Source organism: Parapedobacter deserti (genome assembly GCF_042646065.1).
GTDB classification, from domain to species: Bacteria; Bacteroidota; Bacteroidia; order Sphingobacteriales; family Sphingobacteriaceae; genus Parapedobacter; species Parapedobacter deserti.
This window is the reverse complement of the sequence record NZ_JBHRTA010000038.1, coordinates 375830-397193: the sequence shown is the minus strand read 5'-3', so window position 1 is coordinate 397193 and position 21364 is coordinate 375830. Positions and strand designations below refer to the sequence as shown.

Here is a 21364-nt window from a genome sequence, read left to right as displayed (position 1 = left end):
ATTGACAGAAATGTTAGGACTTTAATAAAAAACAACCTAAATTTAACATCTTAAAGTCAACATCTGGATGATTGGAGAAATAAATTTCTCGACGGTTTTCCATGCGCTGCCAACCCCCAGCTTAGTGCTTCTTCCTGATGCGCCGAAATTTACTATGGTCGATGCCAGCGACTCCTATGCTGAGCTGACCGGGAAAACTCGGGAAGAGCTCATTGGTAAGGGCTTTTTTGATGTTTTTCGCCGCAATCCCTATTTAAATGACAACAATTGGAGCGAAACGTTTGAAACCGTGCTTCGCGAAAAAAAACCACATCGAGTGGCGGCGCAAAAATACGCCAGTCCCATAACTGGATCGCCGGCCCGGGTTGATATTAAATACCTCGACAACCAGAACATCCCAGTGCTCGACGAACGCGGAGAGATCAAGTTAATCATCCGGTCGCTGACCGATGTGACCGAAGCGGTAAATTATAACGAGTTCCTTCAGGGGACCCAAGAGGTGGCCAAGATTGGCAGCTGGGAAGTGAATTTGGCTCGCCAAACCGTATTTTGGTCGCAGGGGCTTCGAGAAATCTATGAAGTCGAACCGGACTATCATCCAGATTTCGATTCAGCACTGGCATTCTACACCAACGAAAAGGACCGTGAGGAGCTGATGAGGGCGTTCACGAAAGCAGCTAACGACGGTACTGTTTTTCGCACGGTCTTCCCCATCACTACTGCAAAAAGAAACCAGCGATGGCTCTTTACTGTTGGCAAGGCCGACTTGGTGAAGAATACCTGTGTTCGGGTTTACGGTATTTCAATGGACATTACGGAAAAAAAATATACGGAGGAGGCGCTGGTTTCCTCTGAACACAACTTCCACAGCCTTATCCAAACGATCGATGGCATCGTGTGGGAAGCCGATGCAGAAACTGATCAACTAACGTTTGTCAGTGAGAAGGTCGAGCAGATACTTGGCTATAGCGCCGAAGAATGGGCAGAACCCAGTTTTTGGATGACCCGCATTTACGAGCCCGACCGAGAACGGGTGGTTTCCCATCACCGCCAACAAACCGCAAGCCTGACAAACCACTCATTCGACTGCCGGATGGTCCGAAAAGACGGATATCCAATATGGATTCAGTATATTGTGTCCGTCATAGCGAAATCTGGCAAGCCCCGCTGGCTACGTGGGATTATGATAGATATTACCAGAAGCAAGCGTCTCGCAGAGCTGAACCAGCTCGAACGGACAATTCTGGAATTGAATGCAAGAAAAGCGTTACCGATCGAGCAAATTCTCACCTCCTATCTCGAAGGAATCGAGGCGATTTTTCCGGGAATGCATTGCTCCATCCATCGCGTCCGCCACAACCGGTTGCTCAGCTGGATTGCACCTTCATTGCCGAAATCTTATCTTAAAGCCATACATAACCTTCCAATCGGTGAATATACTGGCTCATGTGGCAGCGCGGCGTTTTCCCGAAAACCGGTAATGGTGAGTGACATCTCCACCGACCGCAGATGGGTAGACTACAAACACATCGCGCTGAAATACGGGCTGAGGTCTTCATGGTCCTACCCCATCATCGACGCCAATAACGAGGTAACCGCGGTTTTAGGCATGTATTACAAGGCCGTTCGAAACCCCGATAGCGACGAAATGATGTCAATTGACCGAGCCGGCGCATTCTTGAACGTAATTTTAGCAAATCACTACCATTCGGAACTCGAAAAGGAAAACGAGCTTACCACCCAGCAGACTCAAGAATTGGCACAATTTGGCACATGGCAGTGGGATGTCGAAACCAATCATGTCATCTGGTCGGATACCCTCTATAACATTTATGGGCTTGATAAAAAGACATTCTACCCCAGCTTAGAAAACTACCTCTCACGGATACATGACGACGACCGGCAACGAGTCTTTGATATTATTCAAAACACATTGGAAACCCGGCAAGATACGGTATTTGAAGAACGAATTGTCCGCCCGACACAAGAAATTCGACACATTAAGTCATGGGGTCGGGTCGTGCTCAACCCGGATGGGTCAACTAACAAAATAATCGGTGCGTGTTTGGACATCACCGAAACCAAACACGCGGAATTATCCTTGAAACGGCTGCATACAGCCATGGAACAACAGCTCCAAGTCTTAGAGGAGTCTGAAAAAAAATACAGTGACCTCTTCCACCTCAGTCCGTTACCGATGTGGGTATACGACTTGGAAAGCTATCGATTTTTAGATGTGAACGACGCCGCTATAAACCATTATGGCTACACAAAAGAAGAGTTTCTATCTATGACCATAAAAGACATAAGACCGCCTGAAGAAATACCCAAAGTGGTCGCCGCAGTGAACATCTCCAGGCAAAATGAAAAGCTGTTTAGCAAAGGAATATACTTTCACCGCAAGAAAGACGGAAAGATTATCCATGTAGAGATCCAAAGCAACACCATCACCTTCCATGGTCGGAAAGCTAGAATTGTCTTAGCGCAGGACATCAGCGAAAAACTGGCCTATATAGACGCTATTGAAGCTCAAAACAGGAAACTGCAAGAGATCGCCTGGATGCAGTCGCACAAGGTGCGAGCGCCTCTGGCCCGAATCATGGGACTTGTGGATCTTATACAAAATTTCCCGGAATCAGGTGTTCCGAACGACGAGTTGCTAAGGGCCATCCATAATTCAGCGACCGAGCTGGATGATATTTTGAGAGAGATAACCGGCAAAGCGGAAAAAATCAACTTTTAAACCCAAGACTGATGGAGCTTAGTGTCATGATCATCGATGACGATAACATGTTTAACATCATGGCTAAAGTACTGCTTCGCAATACGGGCATTTCAGCAGACCCCATCATCTGCACAGACGGCCGCGAGGCACTGATGGCGCTAAGGCAACGACTTTCACCCGATAGAGCGTTTCTACTTTTCCTTGACATCAATATGCCTTTGCTGAGTGGATGGGATGTGTTAGACGCCCTCCAAAAATTTCCAGGCGGCTCTTCTATATTCGTCATAATCGTTACTTCATCGATCGATAAAGCCGATAGAATTCAAGCTCTGCGTTATCCGCAAGTGATCGACTACTTAATCAAGCCGCTGCAGAGAGAACGCCTGTTTGCCCTACGATCATTGCCGCAGCTCGCCGCGTTCTTTTCAACTTAATACCAATAACGCTCCCTCACTACTTCCGCAATGCCTCCCACAGAATTTCAACTGGATGATATGTCCGTCTTCCTACAGCATCTTTGATCTGATGACGGCAGCTGGTGCCGGGCGCGGCAATCAACGTTTCGTCTGGTGTTTCCCTAACGGTCGGAAACAATACCAGTTCACCTACTTTCTGTGACACATCGTAGTGCTCCTTTTCGTAACCAAAAGAGCCGGCCATTCCACAGCAACCCGATGGAATAATTTCTACTTGATACCCTTTTGGAAACGCAAGAATCTTCGCCGTGTACTCCACCAAATGAAAAGCCTTTTGATAACAGTGCCCGTGCAATTTTACCTTGCGCGGCTGCACGGTAAACATGGCCGGCTCAATGGAACCGTTTTCCATCTCCATGGCTAAAAACTCATCAATCAACACCGCACGACCGGCCAGGGTGTATGCATCCGACACCAACGCCCTATCCACTAGCTCTGGATATTCATCCCGGAACGTCAGGATGGCCGACGGCTCGATACCAATCAGCAAGGTATCTGCCGTGATGACGTCTTTCAGGAAGCGAACATTACGGTTGGCGATCGCTTTTGCCTTCCGCACCAACCCCTTTGACAAATACGTACGGCCACTTTCCAGGTGTTTAGCAAGCCTTACTTCATAACCAAGCGCCGTGAGCAACCGGTAGGCTGATTGGCCGATAGGCACGTCATTATACTCGGTAAATTCATCACAAAATAAATATACTGTTTTTTTGAACCTCCCGCGCGGGTTGCTGGCCTGTTGCCGCTCAATCCATCGACGCAAGGTTGTAGCACTCACTTGGGGGAGCGACCTGTCCACGGCAAAGCCAAGCACTCGTTTAACGACGCTCGATAGCCGGTTATTGTTAATGACGGCATTATACAGTCCTGGGAAGAAAGAAGCTACCTGTTGTGATTTGGTGAAATTGGCGATCACCCATGCCCTGAATGGGGTGCCGTTTGCATCATAGTAGTGCTGCAGGAATTCCGCTTTCATTTTAGCGATATCCACACCCGACGGGCATTCGGTTTTACAGCCTTTGCAGCTCAGGCACAGCTCCATCACTTCTTTGATTTCTGGATGATCAAAGCGGTTGGCTTTTGGTGAACTGGTGAGAAATTGCCGGAGCAGATTGGCCCGCGCACGGGTCGTGTCTCTCTCCTCACGTGTAGCCATGTAGGAAGGACACATCGTGCCTCCGGTGATGTGCGTTTTACGGCAATCGCCTGAGCCGGAACATTTTTCGGACAGCCGGAGGATGCTTTCCTGCCTCGTAAAGTCAAACACCGTGTCGATTTTGAAAGATGAGGTATCCTGCTCATAACGCAGGAACTTATCCATCGGCGGCGTGTCTACGATCTTGTTGGCATTGAAGACGCCTCTTGGATCGAATATCTCCTTCACCTCCTTCAGCAAGTTGTACACCTTGTTGCCAAGCACGGCGCCGATGAATTCTCCCCGAAGCCGCCCATCGCCGTGTTCACCGCTCAGCGAGCCGTTGTATTTCTTTACCAATTCGGCTGTCTCCGCAAGAACGGCCCGGAAAGCGCTGCGGCCTTCGGCCGTCTTCAAGTTGATCAGCGGCTCCACATGCAGCTCTCCCGCGCCGGCGTGTGCATAATACGAAGCTTTCAGGCCGTATTTTTCTAAAATCCGCTGTACGTCCGCGATGTACGCCGGAAGGTCTTCCGGCGATACTGCGCAGTCCTCAATGAGGTTGACGGGCTGGATATCGCCGGGCAGATTACGGATAAGACCCAGCCCAGCCTTACGCACATCCCATACTAAATTGGTTTGTGGCCCGGTAATCAGTGGGTAGGCATACCCGAACCCGCGCGCTATTAAATCCGCTTTCAGCGCCGCTGCCTTATCGTGAACATCAGCCAGTGTCTCTCCCCGGAACTCTACCATGAGGAGAGCTGCCGGATCACCTTCGATGAAAAAACGATTGTATTGATAAGTAGGATGCCCCTTAGTAAAATCCATGATATACTTATCAACCAGTTCAGATGCTTCCGGACGGTGCTGCAAGGCCACCACGTTGGCATGAAGGGACTCGATGAGTGAGCCGCAATGAATACATAGCAGCCCGATTTCTTTCGGTGGCAACGGTAATAAATTGAGCTTAGCTTCCGTAAGAATGCCTAATGTTCCTTCCGATCCGGCCAGCAACTTGCAGAAATTGAAGGGTTGGGTGGTATCGCTCAGCATATCCAGTGCATAGCCGGTATTCCGCCTTGTCAGGGTGGACTTAGGATAGTCAGCTTGAATGGTTTGGCGGTTTACCGGATCCGACAATAACTCATTCATCCTACGGTAGAGGTCTCCCTCACGGTTTGCTAACACCAGTTTACCGAACAACGCCGCTTCATCCAGTGCCTCGAATGTTACCTCGGAGCCATCATCCAGCAATACCTTGGCTGATAGCAGGTGGCTGCGCGTATCGCCCCAAACAATGGAATGCAGGCCGCTGGAATTGTTCCCCACCATACCGCCTACCATGGCCCTGTTGGCTGTCGAGGTTTCCGGACCGAACATCAGACCATAGGGTCGGAGGTATGCGTTTAGATCATCCCTGATAACACCGGGCTGTACACGCACCCAATGCTCTTCCGCGTTTACCTCCAGCACTTTATTGAAGTGCTTCGATACGTCCACAACGATACCATGGCCTACCACCTGCCCCGCTAACGACGTTCCAGCGGTGCGTGGGATGAGCGTCAGACCATGGGTGGAGGCAAACGCAATGAGGGTGTGCAAGTCGTCTGTGTCTTTCGGTATAGCCACAGCCAGTGGGCGTTCCTGATACACAGAGGCGTCGGTAGCGTATGCACGGAGTATCGCTTGGTGTTCGGAACTGGTATCGTAATAAAAGGAGCCATTTAAGGAATCCGTCAAACCTTGAAGTTTGCCAGCTAATTCATCTACGTTAGTTTTCACGGGCTAAAGATACGGATCACTGATTTATTAACCTACACACACCGAATCCCTTATTCCCTCTTTCAGTACTAACGTTTGTGTTACTCACCCAGCCCTAATTTTCCCGCAGCTGGAGTATGGCGACAACGGGTCGGTGGTCTGATGCATACGTTTCGGCAACCACCTTGTGCTTAACCACCTTGATTTCTGAAAGCGGCCTGTAAAAGATATAATCGATTACTCGGGTCGGAGTCTCTACGGGAATCGTTCCGGGGCAATTGTTGCCAATACAGGTGCGGCGGAACGATTGGTCCATGATACCGATCGACTCGCTGCCTGCGGAGGCGTTGAAATCGCCGGCGATGACGACTAAACTGTTATCCTTGGCCAATTCAGCCACGATTTCCTGCGCCTGTAATACACGGTGTTCTTCCCTCAGATCGAGGTGTGTACTGGCAAACGTGAGCACTTGGCCACCGGGCAATTTCACCTTAACAGCTGCGACAGCACGCGGCTCTCCGGCAAGGCCCGGCGCCATGGGCAGTGCAAAGCTTAGCGTGTCATCGATGGGAAACTTGGACAGCACGGCAATGCCATATTCACCTTCTTGATAATCAATGGCCCTTTTAAAGTAGTAATGCATGCCTGTGAGTTCGGCCAACGCTTTTGCCTGATGTAGGCTCTTGCCTGAACGAAGGGTATACACGTCTACTTCCTGCAAGGCCACCAGGTCAGGCGATTCATCCCGGATGACCTTGGCAACGGCCTCCACATCGATTACGTCCGGTTTACTGGGCGGATTGCAATGGTGGATGTTATAGGCCATTACTTTAAGCTCAGCCCCTGTCCATTCGCGGGGCGGTTCCGGTCGCTCATCGCCCGGTTTATCGCCATCTTTGGCGCAGGCAAACAATCCGATCAGGAGAATCGGAAGATAAAGCATGTGTTTCAGCACTCGTTGGTTTACTAATTTCATTGTCGATCGTATTTAAAAAAGCATGGAGGCAGATCAGCCCCCATGCAACATAGTCATATTTCAGTTACCAGCCAGGATTTTGTCCCAAATTGGGGTTTCGTTGCCGCTGAGGCTCCGGTACTGGCCACAGGTAGTTCTTAGGATCCTCAAACTGGCGGTTCCACTGCACAACAAGGTAGCCTTCGTCACTGATCCTAAACGTGCTGGTGGAAGCGGTCAATATCGGGAACCATTCGGCTTTCACGCCTTCGATGTCCCTTCCTAAACGTTCACCCTCCCGCCAACGCCGCACGTCAAAATAGCGATGGCCTTCCAGCATCAGCTCCACCCGGCGTTCGCGGCGGATTTCCTCACGGACATCCATCTGGTTGGCTGCAAGAAAAGCCAGGTTCATATGTGCCATGCCCACGCGGTCACGCAGCAGGTTGATGGATATGTCGAGATCGGCCTGTGTCAGCGTGCCCTGCTCGAATTTAGCTTCCGCGAACGTAAGCAGCACTTCCGCATAACGGATATGGTGAATATCATTGTCATCGCGATTGTAAGTCGGCACCGCACCGGGATCTACATATTTCTTATAGTAATATCCTGTGGTGGTCACCGATCCGCGGCCGTCCTGACTGAACTTAGGCGTCATGTAAATCGAAGGGTCCGGGTTTTCATCCACAGGGCGCCCGTCATACCGGCCACCCCAGCTATCGCCCGGCACGAGGATTGTCTGGTCCATCCTCGGGTCCCTGTTTTCAAAAATGGATGCATACGTATCGTCGTTGTACAACGGAGATTTGTCAATGGGCAGTCCGTCGATGCACAGGTACGATTCAACGACGGAGCGGGTGGGCACAAAACGTGCAAACTGGTCCGGCACCTGTATCTCCCGGCTCAGGTTATGCATAATGATGTCCAGCTTATGCATCCGTGCGAAAATCGTCTCCCGGTTGTTTCCACTTGCCAGCTTGCCCTTATCCGTAAAAAGCTCCCAATAGCTGGTTGCCGGATTTCCATTGGAATACAGGTCGTAGACGCCGAGATCCATTACCGCTTTGGCGGCCGCCTCCGCTACATCATATCGGTAATTGGCAAGAGCTATGCGTGCTTTCAGGGCTAATGCGGCACCTTTGCTAACGCGTCCCAGATTCTCACCCGTGGGGATTTCCGCCGGAAGCACCGACGCAGCGGCATCCAATTCAGCCAAAAGAAAGTCGACAACCTCTTCACGAGGATTGCGTGGTGCCATCAATTCTGGATCACCGGGATTCAGTGTCTTGGTTACTAACGGTACGTCTCCATAAAAGGACGTAAGGAAACTGTAAGCCAGTGCCCGTATCACCCGTACTTCGGCGGCCAGGCGCGCTTTGGCTCCGGGCACGTTCTCGGTAGCGTTCTGGTAGTTTTCCAGAAATGCATTGCACTCCCGGATATCGCGGTACATGTTGCGCCATTCGCTATCAACCGTCGGCTGTGTCACGGGGAACACACCAGAGCCGATGTCCTTGTACTGATTGGTCGTAGGCCACATCGTGTTCTCGCCCAGGTTTTCCATATCGACGAAATTTTTGGCTTTTACGCGGGAATAGATGGCCGTAACAGCCATTTCCAACTGTTGTTGCGTTTTCCAATAGGTTTCATCGACTATTTCATCCATCGGCGTGCGGTCGAGAAAGTCGCCGCAGGACGACAATGACAAAGCAGCCAGCAGACAAGCGGCTGTCTTGCGAAATATAGGCATGTGTCTATGATTTATACGTTTCATTCTTCAACGTGATTATTGCAGGTTTACATTCAATCCAAAAACAAAAGTTTTGACCATGGGATAGTACCCGCCGGTATTTCCAGCCGGCACTTCCGGATCGTACCCATAGAAGAAATTAGTCAGTGTGAACAAATTGTCGGCCGAAGCGTACACCCGCACCCTACCTAAACGCGAGCCCTGCAACCAGCGCTGGGGCAACGAATAGCCCAATTGGATATTCTTCAGACGTAGGTAAGACGCATCCTCGATCCAGTAAGACGACAACCGCGTGTTATGCGTCCGCATGTATACAAAGCGCGGATACGAAGCACCCGGATTTTCCGGTGTCCATCGGTCTAAGTGGATGCCCTGCGGCATAGCGCTGTTGTTGATAAACGGGTGTCTTGCAGAACCGGCAAGAAATCCCTCCGCCCTGCCAACCCCTTGGATAAAGAAGCTGAAATCGATCCCTTTCCAGGCCAGGTCGCCACGAAGTCCATAGGTATACCGCGGAATATCACTGCCCAGGACATGGCGGTCTTTCTGAACGGTAATCGCCTCGTCATCCGGATTTGCCGGACGATAAATCAAGTCACCGGGCCCGACGATATCACCGCTCTGAAATGGAAATTTCGGTATGTAATTGCCGTCAACCAGATCGAAATCATCATATTGGGCGATGCGTTCCGCGATAAAACCGTAGAACGCGTCCAGTGGATAGCCCTCCATCCGTACGCGATCGCCCAAGTTAGTAGCAAAATTTTCCAGCCGCGTCACCTTGTTGCGCACGTCCGAAAGGTTTGCGGTAAAACGATATTCAAATTCCCCGGCCTTATCCTGCCATCCTGCGACAAGTTCCCATCCTCTATTTTCCACTTCTCCTGAGTTCTGGGCGGGGTATTCCGTTCCCACACCGATCACATCCGGCAACGGCGGATATAGTAATAGTCCGGTGGTTCTGTTAACGTAATAGTCAGCTGTAAGGTTCAATCGGTTGTTCAGAAAAGCAAAGTCCAATCCAACATCGAATTTTCTTGCCGACTCCCACGCCAAACCGGCGTTGGGAATAAACGTTTGCCGGAAGCCAACTTGCCCTTTGTCGCCGATCGGGTTATTGCTGCCCACTTGTACAGGGCTTAAGATCGCCATGTAAGGAAAGTCGCGCATACGGTCATCAGGCCTGATGCCTATTACCTTGTCATTGCCCTGCGTTCCATAGGACGCCCGCAATTTACCCATATCCCAAAACGACCTGAGCGGTTGAAAAAACGGCTCAGATGAGAACACCCAGCCGGCGGATACCGCACCAAACCAATTCCAGCGTACATCAGGATGGAAACGTGACGAACCGTCATAGCGGAAATTCCCTTCCAACAGGTACTTACTGTCAAAATCATAATTGACGCGCCCGAAGAACGACATCAATGCATTTTGGCCGCTCGAGCTATTGTTCAGCTGGTTTTCCGTTCCCAGCGCAAGCGAGGGCACGTCCTGTGTCGGCAAATTCTGGCGCGAAGCCCAAAAATCCCTGCCGACATTCTCTTCAAGGGAATAGCCCAGCAATGCGCTGAGGCCATGCCGGTCAGCGAAGGTTTTGCTATAGTTGGCAGTACCGATAAAGGTCTGATAGGCACCCGTATAATTATTCAGCCTGATTTCGTTGGGATAATTCGTTTGGTAAATCAATGCATTGTCGTCAGGACTGTAGTAATCAATGGTTTTAAGAAAGGTACTGCGGCGGGAACTGTATTTCACCAAACCGTATTGCCCTTTGATATCCAGTCCTTCCAAAAGATTGAGCGTGGCACTGATATTGGCTGTCACTTCCTGTGATGCAAAATCGTTGCTGCCACCATCTGCCGCTACGGCTACCGGATTGCTCTGCCCACCGTGATATCCCCAGCTGCCGTTGGTGAAACGCACTGGCACCAGCGGACGTATACTGGTCGCGGCAGATAGCGCTCCGGTGCCTGAGGCAGAACCGCTGTAATCGCGATCAATATAACCGATGTTCGCGTCTACCTTAAGACGATCGAGCAGGGTGGTATTCAGCCGCAACCGCACGTTGTGTCTATTGGCTTTGAAATTGTCGCCAATCACCATGCCACCCTCGCCGAGGTAGCCATAGGAGGCATAGTAATTGATATTTTCGGCTCCTCCATTGATGTTTACCGCATGGCTTTGCTGTGGCGCATGGGATTTGTAAACTTCATCAATCCAATCGGTATTGGCGAAGTAATTCGGGTCGCTGCCTTCGCGGGCAATGCGAATCTGTTCCTCCGTGTAGGTTGGGTTCTGTCCAGCGTTTATATTGGCCTCATTCTGAAGCATCATGTAGTCCGGCGAACCGAGAAAGTCCGGCAACGCCGTTGGCGTTTGCCTGCCGAAATAGCTATTCAAACTGATATTGGGTTTACTACCCGCTTTACCCTGCTTGGTTGTCACCAAAATCACACCATTTGCACCGCGTACACCGTAGATGGACGAAGAAGCAGCATCTTTCAGCACCGAAATGCTCTCGATGTCGTCCGGATTCAGGATATTAAGATTGCCTCCGGGTATGCCGTCTACCACGATCAACGGATTGGCGTCGCCCCAAGTGCCTACGCCACGTATGCGAATCTCAGGCGCCCGATTACCGGGCGCGGTGTTTCCTGTGCTGCGTACGGTGACCCCCGGCATCAGCCCCTGAAGCCCGCTGCCTACATTGGCGATCGGCCTGCTTTCGAGGTCTGCCCCGGACACTGCGCTGACAGCCCCGGTCAGGTTGATTTTCCGCTGGGTTCCATACCCCACGACAACCACTTCATCAAGGTCTGAGACATCGGGTTCGAGAGCCACATCCAGTTGGGTCCGACCGTTCACAGCGATTTCCATGGGTACAAAACCTACGGATGACACCTGCAATCGACTGTTTCTTCCTACCCGTATGGAAAACTGCCCTTTATTGTCCGTAAAAACACCACGGTTGCTAGTCAGCTCGCGGATGGTAGCTCCCACAATGGCTTGAGGAGGGGCCCCAGCGCTGCGAACCGTGCCCTGCACCGTAATGAGCGTGTCCTGCCGTCCTGGTTCCGTAGCTGGCTTTGCCGACACAACAATCTGTTTGCCGTCAATCCGATAAGTCAGATCCGTCTGTGCAAACGCTGCTTCCAAAACATCCTTGATACCTCCGCCGTTCGACTTGACGGTGATCAGCTGGTCAGCGACCTGTTGATCATCATAAAACACGGCATAGTCTGTTTGTCGCTGAATCTCCATAAACAACAGTTCGATACTGCGTTGCTGGATGGAAACGTGTATGGCCTGGGAATAGGAATGCGCATGGGCGCCCATAATGCTTATCCCAATCAATACGATGGTAATTCTGAGCATAAGAAAACATTGAGCAATCCGCCCTTTACGCAAGCAGAATGCTTGCCGGGCATGTAAAAAATTCATACTTTCGTTAATTCATTAATAAATAAACACTGTTAATTGAATTCCAGCGGGCAGGTGTTGGCGCACCTGTTCCGCGTTTTTCTTTTAATAGGGCGTCATTTTCTTCGAATAGCTATCCTCCTTTCCTGCTGGATAATGGAATATTCATCCGTATTGTATAAATAGCTGAGCACTTCCCGGATGGGTTTGCTTAAATCGAGGCTACCTGAGAACGTCCGGCTGTCTCGATCGCCGCCAGCTACGTCGATGCTTGCATTGTATACACGCTCTATCTTCTTCACGATTTCAGGCATGGATTTACGCTGAAATACCAACTGCCTCTTTCGCCAGGAGACATCGTCCTCTCCGCCGTCTTCATCCAAGCTGAGCGTGGCATTCTCCCGATTGAATGTGGCCTTGTTGCCGGGTTTCATCCGTATTTGCTTAAACATGTCCGGCTTGCTGCTTTTCAGAGTAATACTGCCTTCCACCAGCAGGGTTGCCGTATAAGCATCATCTTCATAAGCACTTACATTAAAGCTTGTCCCCGTTACATTGATTTGCACATCCTTCGTGTGCACGACAAACGGTTGGTGTGCCTGATGCTTTATATCAAAATATCCCTCTCCGGCAATGTACACCTCGCGGCGGTCGGCAGCAAAGGCGGCAGGGAAGGTAAGCGTTGATCCTGCGTTCAGCCACACGGTGCTGCCATCCGGCAAACCGACCTCCATGCGCCTCCCGTATGGCACATACAGAATATGGAACTGGGAAGCCTCGGGTGCTTGCAGCTGATGGTACGCCTGTGTTCCCTGGTGGTTGATCTCTAGTAATGAATCCCGGTAAGAAAGGGTAGATTCATCCTCCAAGTGGATGATCCTCCCGTCGCCCATCATCAACTGGATTTGCCCGCTGGTGTCTACAGGCAGCTTTGATACATGCTTGGCCAGCTGAGACAACAGCGCGGTCTCTTCCGGTACATGCTGGCGGTCGATCAGCCACCAACCTATGCTCAGGGCAAGGAAAACAGATGCCGCCCCTGCCAATGCCGTCCAACGGACAAGCCGGGTTTTGCTGTGCCGGGCCGTAATGCCGGCTTGGATAGACGACCACAATTGTTCTTTCTCCGAATCGGACAGCATATGGTTGCCGCGGTCAGAAGGCGTATCACGCAGTTTATCCTGTTCTGCTTTTTCGTTACGGTGATTATGACTGTTATCTAAAGGGTCATCCATACCAATCGGCTCTTTATTAACCATAAAGAACAGTTGTTGGCAGATATATACCCTCCAATGGAAAATAAATCAAAAAACACTGATAATCAAAACGATAATTTTGTCATGCAACCGCTTACGCAGGTTTGATCCGTTGCCGGAGCTGCCGGAGCGCACGACTGAGCAGGGTACGGCATGTAGGTATAGGAATTTTCATAATCTTAGAAACGGCATCGTAGCTGAGTCCGGAAGTGTAGCGTAGAAAAAGTACCTCCCGCTGACGGCTGGGCAATTCGACGACCTCTTTTCTTAATAAAGCTAAGCGTTGATCATACTCTTCCCGTCTGACAGTCTGCCGTTCGATATCTTCCTCCGCATCAATGGTCAGCAGGTGTTCATCCATCGCTCGTAGGGCCCGCACTTTCTTGCGTTGTTTGTTTAATTTTCGGCGCAGCGAAACGTAGAGGTAAGCATACACATCAGTTTCTGGGCGTAGTTTCCGCCGGTATGTATACAGATCGACAAACAGCTCTTGGATGCTGTCCTTAACGACCTCCGGATCATTGCAACAAACACTTCCCCAGTGGTACAACTTATCGATACAATGGTCATATAATGCGCGAAAAGCGCGGTCGTCCCCATTAATAACCTGCTTCCAATACTGACTGATGGTATCTATCGCTTCGTCTCGTATCATGATCACTATCGCCTTGAGGAAACTTCTTGTTTGGGTTCCAAAGATAACCTTCCAATATAAACTAAACATTAACTCCTCCAAAAGGCTGCCGGCAACGGTTCGTTTGCCTAAGCTTTCAGCAATCAATGGTTAGTACTAGCTCATTTCAAAGATATTAAAAAAAACCAAGAAAGCGTTTCCGCTCCGAAGCGACCATAATGAACAAGGGGATCACCCGCAATGCCGGTGATCCCCTAATTTTCTCCTGTTGTTAGCTGGCACTGAAATCAGGTACGTATATGTCCGTTGCCATATACATAGTATTTATTGGTAACCAGCTGTTCCAGACCCAGCGGTCCGCGATGATGCAATTTATCCGTGCTGATTGCCAGTTCGGCCCCGACGCCCATTTGGCCACCGTCGGTAAACCGGGTTGAAGCATTGTGATAAACGGCAGCACTGTCTACCTGCTCCATAAACAGCCGGGCTTGCGGCACATCCTGAGTGAGAATCGCACTCGAATGCCCGCCGCTGTACCGGTTGATCATGCTGACAGCCTCTTCCATCCCGCTTACCAGCCCCATGCAGATCTTCAGCGCTAAGAACTCCGTATACCAAATCGACTCATCAGGGATGGGCGTCGCCGCATCCAACCACGGCAACAGGGTATCGGATGCAAAAATCTGTACGCCATGATCGTGCAACATGGCCTCCAACGATTTGAATTTTTCGTTGAGATCAGGGATTCGCTGATCAAAAAGCACTTTATCCAACGCATTGCAAGCGCTGATCTTACCCGTTTTCGCATTGATGATGACCCGGATTGCCTGTTCCCAATCCGCATCAGCAGCGACGTATGCAAAATTATTACCCCGTCCGCTAACCAGCACGGCACACTGTGCATGTTCTTTCACAAAAGCAATCAGGTGCTCGCCTCCGCGCGGAACGATGAGGTCAACCGGCTGTGAGGGTTTTCTCAGAAAGTTCTGTGTGCCCTGCCGATCCAACGTGAAGAGTTGTATCCAGTCGTTGCCCAATCCTTGGCGCGTGAGTGCCTCATGCCAGCAAGCTACCAAAACACGGTTGGTGTTCACCGCTTCTTTCCCCCCTTTAAGCAGGATTTTGTTGTTGGCTTTGAACGCCAGCACTGCAGCTTCAATCGTCACGTCCGGTCGAGACTCGTAGATGATGAGAATGGTACCAAATGGGGCGGTCCGGTTTTCAATCCGCAATCCGCTATCAAGCGCCTTGGATGACAGCAAGCGTCCTACAGGATCTTCCTGGTCCTGCACCGTTCTAATGGCGCGGATCATATCATCGATTTTACGATCATCGACTACTAATCGATCATATAGTGCTTGGTCATCACGCTGGAAAGAATCCAGGTCCTTTTGATTGGCTGTAAGGATATTGTTGCGTTGTGCATCGATAACCTCAGCCATCGATGACAAGACATTATTTTTTAGTTCAGTCGTTAAAAGTTGCATAACGTTAACTCGTAATTTTTGTCCCAATTGCTTTACCACAGATAAGGTCTATGATCACATGGTCACGCTTTCCATTGGCAATGAACGTAGGGATATTCAACTTGGCTGTTTTCTTGGCTACGCGTAGCTTGGATTCCATTCCGCCTCGGCCCTCTGCCTCCCCCTTGATTGACGTTTGGATATATTGTTCAACCGGCTCATCAACCTGTACATGCGAAATAACCCGACTATCAGCCTTATCCGGGTGACCGTCATATAATCCGTCGGTATCCGTCAGTAGAATGAGCATATCCGCATCGATTAGTTCAGCTACCAAACCGGCCAGTTCGTCATTGTCCGTGAAGGTTGACATCGACAATGACACCGCATCGTCTTCATTGGCAATCGGAATAACTCCTTCGGCTAACAGACCTTCGTAACAGTTGACCATATTGTCTCGGTGTTTTCCTGGGTCAAAATCACGCTTTGTGGCCAGTACCTGTGCGCAGCGCATACCGTGATCCTGAAAAAGGTTGTAGTAGTGCCGCATCATCCGCGGTTGACCGATTGCAGAAAACACTTGTCTTCGCGTAATTTTATCGGTGGTTATGAGCCCCCGGCTCATCACCTCTTTACCCGCGATTACCGAGCCCGACGAGACCAGCACGGAGGTAATCCCACGCTCGTAAAGATAAGCGATCTGTTCAACCAGCTTCGCCAATAGCTTGCCGACGATCCGGTTATCTTTATTGGTAATGACCTGGGTTCCTACCTTAATGACTACTCGCTTTATGCCAGCATTCAACACCGGTGTCTCAAGCATGGGTGCCCTCCTTTTCGAGTGTTTCCTGCCCTAAGGCCTCTGCCCGACGGAATGCAGCATAGGCTGCTGTCTGAATATGCGCATTTAAGTTGTTATCATCCATTGAGTCCAGTGCCGCCCTTGTGGTCCCTCCTTTAGAAGCAACTTTGTCCATCCAATCTTCCGGGCTCAGGTCTGACGAATTGAACAGCTCTACAGCGCCGGCAAAGGTCTGCCCAACTAATAAGCGGGCCTCGTCTTTCGAAAACCCCATCCGTGACGCTGCGTCCATGAGTGCCTGCATAAAATAAAAAATATAGGCCGGCCCACTCCCCGAGATACCGGTCGATGCATCGATTTCTTTTTCAGTATTCAGGTTAATCGAACGGCCCGTAGTGTCCAGCAGCCCCTCGACGGCTGCAAGTTCAAGCCGCGAAACTTCCGCCGATGCGGTGAAGGAAGTCATTCCTAAACCTACCAACGCAGGAAGGTTGGGCATAGCCCGCACTATTTTCTCGGCGCCGAGCCCTTGTTTTATGGTTTCGATGGTCACACCTGCCATAATCGAGATGAATACCTGCCCGTCCTTTAATAGCGGTTGCATCTCTTCCATAAGCGCCGGCGCATGTATCGGTTTTACTGCGATCAGTACTACGTCTGCGTTTGGCAGACACGTGCCCAAGCTGTCGTGCACAGTAAACAACCCGCTTTCACGCAATACTGCGCGTTTTGCTTCGTCTTTGTCAAAAATCATCAACCCATCTTGCGATAGAAAATTGGACTTGGCCATTGCTTCCGCATATGTCATTCCCATGTTGCCGCCGCCAATTACAAGTACTTTCATTTTTTCTTCTTTTAAAGTTTGAAAAATAAGTTATGTACCCTATTTGGAACAAGCTTCATGCAGGCATGCCAATTTTTGCCATATTGTTAGTTCATGGGATTTAACTAACAGAATAACACCGCAAGGATTCTACCCTATCTCCCTGCAATGGACGAATACAGGCATACACTGCAAATCTGACAGGCTGCCGATAATCACTGCTTGTCAGCTGCAAGCTTGTCAGAAGATTTTGTTATCGGTCTTTTGTAAACTTTCGAATAGCATCTAAATAGCTCGTCAATTCCCTTTTTGCCTTGGGTGCCAAAAGGAAAAGTCCGATTAAGTTCGGGAATGCCATGGCAAGAATCATCGCATCGGAAAATTTGATGACCGAATCTAAGGTGGCCGCAGCACCGATAATGATGAACAAAAGGAATAATACTTTGTAGGAAAGGTCCGCCCATTTCGACCGACCGAAAAGGAATTTCCACGACTGAATACCGTAGTAAGACCAAGACAGCATTGTGGAAAATGCAAACAGGAAGACGCCTACGGTCAACACAATCGAAAAATGGGGAATTACACTTTCGAATGCCAAGCTGGTCAGCTCCACACCGCCGACCGCCCGCTCATGCTCACCGATCAGCACGTTGCCCCATTGATCCTGCACACCATAGGTAAAAACACCTTCGCTGTTAAAAAAAATGATGGTCAGGGCGGTCAATGTACAGACAACAACGGTATCAATAAACGGCTCCAATAAAGCCACCAATCCCTCGCTCGCCGGGTAGCTTGTGCGTACGGCAGAATGCGCAATAGCTGCCGAGCCTATCCCCGCTTCGTTCGAAAAGCAAGCCCTGCGGAAACCGGTAATCAATACCCCTACAAAACCGCCAAATCCCGCTGCGGGCGAAAACGCCTGGGTAACAATCAGTCTGAAGGCCTCCCCGATATACGAATAATGGGATATGACGACGGCCAAGCAGCCCAGCACATAAACAATCCCCATGAAAGGTACCAATTTTTCGGTGATCTGCCCGATCCTCTTGATTCCCCCGATAATAACAACCCCAACCAAAATGGCCAGTACCCCACCTAACAATGTCCTTATGAAGTCCCCTTCCATACCCAGTGTGCTGGTTAGTTGGGCGATGGCCTGATTCGCCTGCAATGCATTACCACCTCCGAAAGAAGCCCCCACGCACATTACTGCAAAGATCACGGCCAGCACTTTGCCTAAACGGCCCACGCCCAATTCCTTAAACCCCTTTGTCAAGTAATACATCGGTCCGCCATAAGTCTGTCCATTTCCATCGACGTCGCGGTATTTCACGCCCAACGTACATTCGACGAATTTGGTAGACATGCCAATCAACCCCGAAACAATCATCCAAAAAGTTGCTCCCGGCCCGCCGATGGCGATTGCAACGGCTACCCCAGCAATGTTACCTAAACCAACCGTTCCCGAAAGCGCAGCAGTTAACGCCTGAAAATGGGTGAGCTCCCCAGCTGCCGGGCGACCATCTGTCGGAGAGCGCCTCTCAAATGCATCGTATTTGCCACGGATGGCGCGAAAAGCAATAGGAATTTTCCGGATGTTCACCAACCTGAAGTAGAGCGTAAAAAAGACACCTCCAGAGATCAAAAGAATCAATACCAATGGGATAGAAAATTGCTCGGTAAACGGAATTTCAAAAAATACGATCCGTTCCCATCTGTCTGCAATGGGTGAAAACCAAGCGTCGATCTGTTCGTCGATGCCAGCGGCCCGGACACTGGCAAAAGGTATGATTAATGTGATGCAAGTAATAAAAAAGGTAAGCGGTTTTGTCTTCCGGAAAAAAAACATAAGATCGTTGCTGAGTTTTTAAGTTAGAAAAGCGAATGCCACAAAATAACAAAGAATGGATAGGTTATGAAAACATATGCGGAAAAAAATCAAAAAGATCGCCACAACCTCAGCGAAAAGCTTAATCTGTCCGTAATGAATACATAACATTGGTTGTTCATATTTGTGTGCAATATGGTATACTTAGTTGAAATATCCATTTTCGCCATCATCCTTTGCTTAATAATATTATCATATTTCTTTATCAAGTACATCGATGTGCGGTTTGAAGACGGCGAAGATTATTAATCCGAACACCTATGAACAAACGAAATGTGGACCTTGTTGTCATATCAGACGTACATCTCGGCACATACGGCTGCCATGCCAAAGAACTGTTGCACTACCTTAAAAGTATCAAGCCAAAGGAAATAGTTCTCAATGGCGATATCATCGACGTATGGCAGTTCAGCAAGCGTTACTGGCCGGAATCGCATATGAAAGTCGTCAGGAAGATTCTTAAATTTGTAGCTGACGGTGTTCCGGTGACCTACTTAACTGGCAATCATGATGAAATGCTCCGGAAATTTGCCGACTTCAACCTAGGTTCGCTTACGCTCACCAACAAACTTTCTCTTTGCATTGGCAGAAAAAGGGCCTGGGTGTTCCATGGTGATATCTTCGATGTGACCATGCAGCATTCCAAATGGCTTGCCAGGCTAGGTGCTATTGGGTACGACAGCCTGATTTTGCTGAATGGCGTGGTCAATTGGATGCTCACGAAACTCGGCAGGGAAAAGATGAGCCTTTCCAAGAAAATAAAAAACAGCATAAAAAATGCCGTTAAATTCATTAACGATTTTGAGGTCACCGCTGCAACGCTAGCCATAGAAAAAGGTTATCAATATGTGATTTGTGGCCACATACACCACCCGGAAATCCGGCTGATCCAAACCGAAAAAGGGGCCGTGACTTACCTCAACTCAGGGGATTGGGTAGAAAACCTTACCGCATTAGAGTACCACAAAGGCACCTGGCAGATATACCGCTACCAAGCGGCGGATTATGCCACGGCCGATAAAGACCTGGATACGTTTGAGAATGACGATCTCAATGGCAAACTAGACATCAAAAGGCTCCTTGAACTGCTCAAAGCCGAGCCGATGGTCAGCAGCTGATGTTCTTGGGCCCACCAATTGTCAATTAATCATTAATAATTAGCAATTAACCTTTATTATTGCAGTGCCGATTCGGCGTATGCAATACGATGATTAATCAGTTTCGGAAGTACACTCCTTTAAATATCTTGCTGTTGTCCGCCTTGGGCTTCGTGCTTTGCATCGGTGTGTTTACTCATCTGCCGGAGGACCTCATTCCGGTGTTTTTCGAGCCTGCTATCAGCAATTTTAGCGGCAGATTAATCCCGCAACAAATCTCGCCTGAAGCTAACGTGCTTATCACCTTGGTATTGACGATCATTCAGGCACTCCTGATCAACCGGGTGATCAATCACTTCAATCTTGTTGGTAGGCCCAGTTTCTTAGCCGCGTTGATGTACATGACGTTAGCGAGCCTCATCTTGCCTTTTCTAGTCCTATCGCCCGTTCTCATCTGCAACTTCATATCGATTTGGATGCTTGATAAGCTGCTCAGTATATACCGGCGCAACGAGATAAAACCACTGATGTTCGACCTGGGCATGATCGTGGCACTCGGCAGCCTGGTCTATTTCCCTTTCATCATCATGCTGTTGCTTGCCTGGTGTGGCTTGCTGATTTTCCGGCCGTTCAACTGGCGTGAGTGGTTGGCGCCTTCTATTGGCTTTGCTGCTGTCTACTTTCTGCTGAGCGTAGTATACCTTTGGTTCGATCGCTTAGACGAATTTTATGAAATATGGCTGCCGCTGACGTACCCGTTCCCAACATCCGTTCACATTGATATCCATGACTACCTGGTATTGCTACCGGTAGTCCTGATTATGGTGCTGTTTATTTTTACCTTGCGGCAAAACCTGTTTAAAAGCGTCGTTCATATCCGCAAATCTTTTCAACTCCTGTTTTGTATGTTGGTGCTCGCAGTGGTCTCATTTTACCTAAACCGGGACTGGTCTGTAAACCATTTTTTGTTGACGGTGCCTCCCATCGCGATATACATGACTTACTACTTCAATTACGCCGTTAAACGGTGGTTTTACGAAAGTGTATTTGCGATATTGATACTCACCATTCTCTACTTTCAGTTCTTCTAATTGTTTTACAAACAGCGTTTTAACCTTTTTTAACAAAAAGGATGTCCTGTTGCAACTAAAATTTAAATAGCTTTGCATA

At 49.4% G+C, this 21364-nt stretch carries 14 protein-coding genes; 4 read left to right on the top strand and 10 right to left on the bottom strand.

Features of this window, described 5'->3' with window-relative positions; translation table 11 throughout:
- Positions 1 to 67 precede the first annotated feature (67 nt).
- Both ACFOET_RS14325 and ACFOET_RS14320 read left to right on the top strand, forming a co-directional pair.
- The gene (locus ACFOET_RS14325) at positions 68 to 2743 is read left to right on the top strand and encodes a PAS domain-containing protein (protein WP_379023819.1); all 2676 of its coding nucleotides are present in this window, start codon (positions 68 to 70) and stop codon (positions 2741 to 2743) included.
- A gap of 11 nt (positions 2744 to 2754) precedes the next feature.
- Positions 2755 to 3159, top strand: coding sequence for a response regulator (locus ACFOET_RS14320; protein ID WP_379023817.1), 405 nt, complete (start codon positions 2755 to 2757; stop codon positions 3157 to 3159).
- A gap of 19 nt (positions 3160 to 3178) precedes the next feature.
- Here the strand turns inward: ACFOET_RS14320 and ACFOET_RS14315 are convergent, their stop codons facing one another.
- From ACFOET_RS14315 to ACFOET_RS14270, 10 genes are all read right to left on the bottom strand, one after another.
- Positions 3179 to 6121 (bottom strand): FAD-binding and (Fe-S)-binding domain-containing protein, encoded by a 2943-nt coding sequence (locus ACFOET_RS14315; protein ID WP_379023815.1) that lies wholly within the window; start codon positions 6119 to 6121, stop codon positions 3179 to 3181.
- A 94-nt stretch (positions 6122 to 6215) separates the two neighbouring features.
- The gene (locus ACFOET_RS14310; protein WP_379023813.1) at positions 6216 to 7076 is read right to left on the bottom strand and encodes an endonuclease/exonuclease/phosphatase family protein; all 861 of its coding nucleotides are present in this window, start codon (positions 7074 to 7076) and stop codon (positions 6216 to 6218) included.
- Positions 7077 to 7140: 64 nt separating this feature from the next.
- Complete coding sequence (locus ACFOET_RS14305) at positions 7141 to 8805, bottom strand: RagB/SusD family nutrient uptake outer membrane protein (protein WP_379023811.1); 1665 nt, start codon at positions 8803 to 8805, stop codon at positions 7141 to 7143.
- A 36-nt stretch (positions 8806 to 8841) separates the two neighbouring features.
- Positions 8842 to 12183, bottom strand: a complete 3342-nt coding sequence (locus tag ACFOET_RS14300) for a TonB-dependent receptor (RefSeq protein WP_379023809.1) — start codon at positions 12181 to 12183, stop codon at positions 8842 to 8844.
- Positions 12184 to 12344: 161 nt separating this feature from the next.
- Entirely contained in the window at positions 12345 to 13487 is a 1143-nt protein-coding gene (locus ACFOET_RS14295) for a FecR family protein (protein ID WP_379023807.1), read from the bottom strand.
- Positions 13488 to 13578: 91 nt separating this feature from the next.
- Complete coding sequence (locus ACFOET_RS14290) at positions 13579 to 14139, bottom strand: RNA polymerase sigma factor (RefSeq protein WP_379023805.1); 561 nt, start codon at positions 14137 to 14139, stop codon at positions 13579 to 13581.
- A 266-nt stretch (positions 14140 to 14405) separates the two neighbouring features.
- A complete protein-coding gene (locus tag ACFOET_RS14285; protein ID WP_379023803.1) occupies positions 14406 to 15605 on the bottom strand; it encodes a glutamate-5-semialdehyde dehydrogenase in 1200 nt (399 codons plus the stop codon).
- 4 nt (positions 15606 to 15609) lie between these two features.
- Positions 15610 to 16407: a glutamate 5-kinase gene (gene proB / locus ACFOET_RS14280; protein ID WP_379023801.1), complete on the bottom strand. Its 798-nt coding sequence runs from the start codon at positions 16405 to 16407 to the stop codon at positions 15610 to 15612.
- The gene (proC, locus tag ACFOET_RS14275) at positions 16400 to 17230 is read right to left on the bottom strand and encodes a pyrroline-5-carboxylate reductase (protein WP_379023799.1); all 831 of its coding nucleotides are present in this window, start codon (positions 17228 to 17230) and stop codon (positions 16400 to 16402) included. Before proC ends, proB begins: the two co-directional genes overlap by 8 nt.
- A gap of 232 nt (positions 17231 to 17462) precedes the next feature.
- Positions 17463 to 19058 (bottom strand): alanine/glycine:cation symporter family protein, encoded by a 1596-nt coding sequence (locus ACFOET_RS14270; protein ID WP_379023797.1) that lies wholly within the window; start codon positions 19056 to 19058, stop codon positions 17463 to 17465.
- 299 nt (positions 19059 to 19357) lie between these two features.
- Between ACFOET_RS14270 and ACFOET_RS14265 the strand changes: the two genes are divergently transcribed.
- Both ACFOET_RS14265 and ACFOET_RS14260 read left to right on the top strand, forming a co-directional pair.
- Positions 19358 to 20215, top strand: a complete 858-nt coding sequence (locus tag ACFOET_RS14265; RefSeq protein WP_379023795.1) for a UDP-2,3-diacylglucosamine diphosphatase — start codon at positions 19358 to 19360, stop codon at positions 20213 to 20215.
- An 89-nt stretch (positions 20216 to 20304) separates the two neighbouring features.
- Positions 20305 to 21285 (top strand): DUF6427 family protein, encoded by a 981-nt coding sequence (locus ACFOET_RS14260; protein WP_379023793.1) that lies wholly within the window; start codon positions 20305 to 20307, stop codon positions 21283 to 21285.
- Positions 21286 to 21364 lie beyond the last annotated feature (79 nt).

Bases quoted from the DNA above. Each gene is read 5' to 3' on its own strand.
- ACFOET_RS14325 (WP_379023819.1), top strand. From the start codon at position 68: ATGATTGGAGAAATAAATTTCTCGACGGTTTTCCATGCGCTGCCAACC.
- ACFOET_RS14320 (WP_379023817.1), top strand. From the start codon at position 2,755: ATGGAGCTTAGTGTCATGATCATCGATGACGATAACATGTTTAACATC.
- ACFOET_RS14310 (WP_379023813.1), bottom strand. From the start codon at position 7,076: ATGAAATTAGTAAACCAACGAGTGCTGAAACACATGCTTTATCTTCCG.
- ACFOET_RS14305 (WP_379023811.1), bottom strand. From the start codon at position 8,805: ATGCCTATATTTCGCAAGACAGCCGCTTGTCTGCTGGCTGCTTTGTCA.
- ACFOET_RS14300 (WP_379023809.1), bottom strand. From the start codon at position 12,183: ATGCTCAGAATTACCATCGTATTGATTGGGATAAGCATTATGGGCGCC.
- ACFOET_RS14295 (WP_379023807.1), bottom strand. From the start codon at position 13,487: ATGGTTAATAAAGAGCCGATTGGTATGGATGACCCTTTAGATAACAGT.
- ACFOET_RS14290 (WP_379023805.1), bottom strand. From the start codon at position 14,139: ATGATACGAGACGAAGCGATAGATACCATCAGTCAGTATTGGAAGCAG.
- ACFOET_RS14285 (WP_379023803.1), bottom strand. From the start codon at position 15,605: ATGCAACTTTTAACGACTGAACTAAAAAATAATGTCTTGTCATCGATG.
- proB (WP_379023801.1), bottom strand. From the start codon at position 16,407: ATGCTTGAGACACCGGTGTTGAATGCTGGCATAAAGCGAGTAGTCATT.
- proC (WP_379023799.1), bottom strand. From the start codon at position 17,230: ATGAAAGTACTTGTAATTGGCGGCGGCAACATGGGAATGACATATGCG.
- ACFOET_RS14270 (WP_379023797.1), bottom strand. From the start codon at position 19,058: ATGTTTTTTTTCCGGAAGACAAAACCGCTTACCTTTTTTATTACTTGC.
- ACFOET_RS14265 (WP_379023795.1), top strand. From the start codon at position 19,358: ATGAACAAACGAAATGTGGACCTTGTTGTCATATCAGACGTACATCTC.
- ACFOET_RS14260 (WP_379023793.1), top strand. From the start codon at position 20,305: ATGATTAATCAGTTTCGGAAGTACACTCCTTTAAATATCTTGCTGTTG.